This is a genomic window from Virgibacillus sp. 7505, assembly GCF_002272135.1.
In the GTDB taxonomy this organism is placed as follows: Bacteria; Bacillota; Bacilli; order Bacillales; family Amphibacillaceae; genus Terribacillus.
The window spans coordinates 1-319 of the sequence record NZ_NPBF01000117.1; the positions used below are offsets into that span (position 1 = coordinate 1).

The 319-nt window shown below is 42.6% G+C and carries 1 protein-coding gene; it reads left to right on the forward strand.

Annotation, left to right across the window (positions count from 1 at the left end):
• Positions 1 to 57 precede the first annotated feature (57 nt).
• Positions 58 to 319 (forward strand): phosphate signaling complex PhoU family protein (locus tag CHH91_RS18180; RefSeq protein WP_286160842.1); only part of this gene is annotated, 262 nt, incomplete at its 3' end.

Genomic DNA, 319 nt, shown 5'->3' on the forward strand with positions numbered 1-319 from the left:
GCATAAACGTACAGAAGACTACGTATCTGGCCAATTTGGCTAACAGGAGGTCATCCTATGTTAAGAAGCATGTTTCAAGAACAGCTTGATGAAGTAGCAGAACGAATTCAAGTGCTAGGAACAGCCGTTTTAAAACAGCTGGATGCTGCTATTGATGGTTTGTCAACAAAGAACCGTGCCGCCGTCCAGCAAATTATTGACAATGATGCCGACATCAATAAGAGTGAACTTGACATCAACGAAAAGGTGTTTGACATTATTGCTAGGCAGCAGCCAGTTGCAACTGATTTGCGACGGTTGATCGTTGTTATGAAAATGG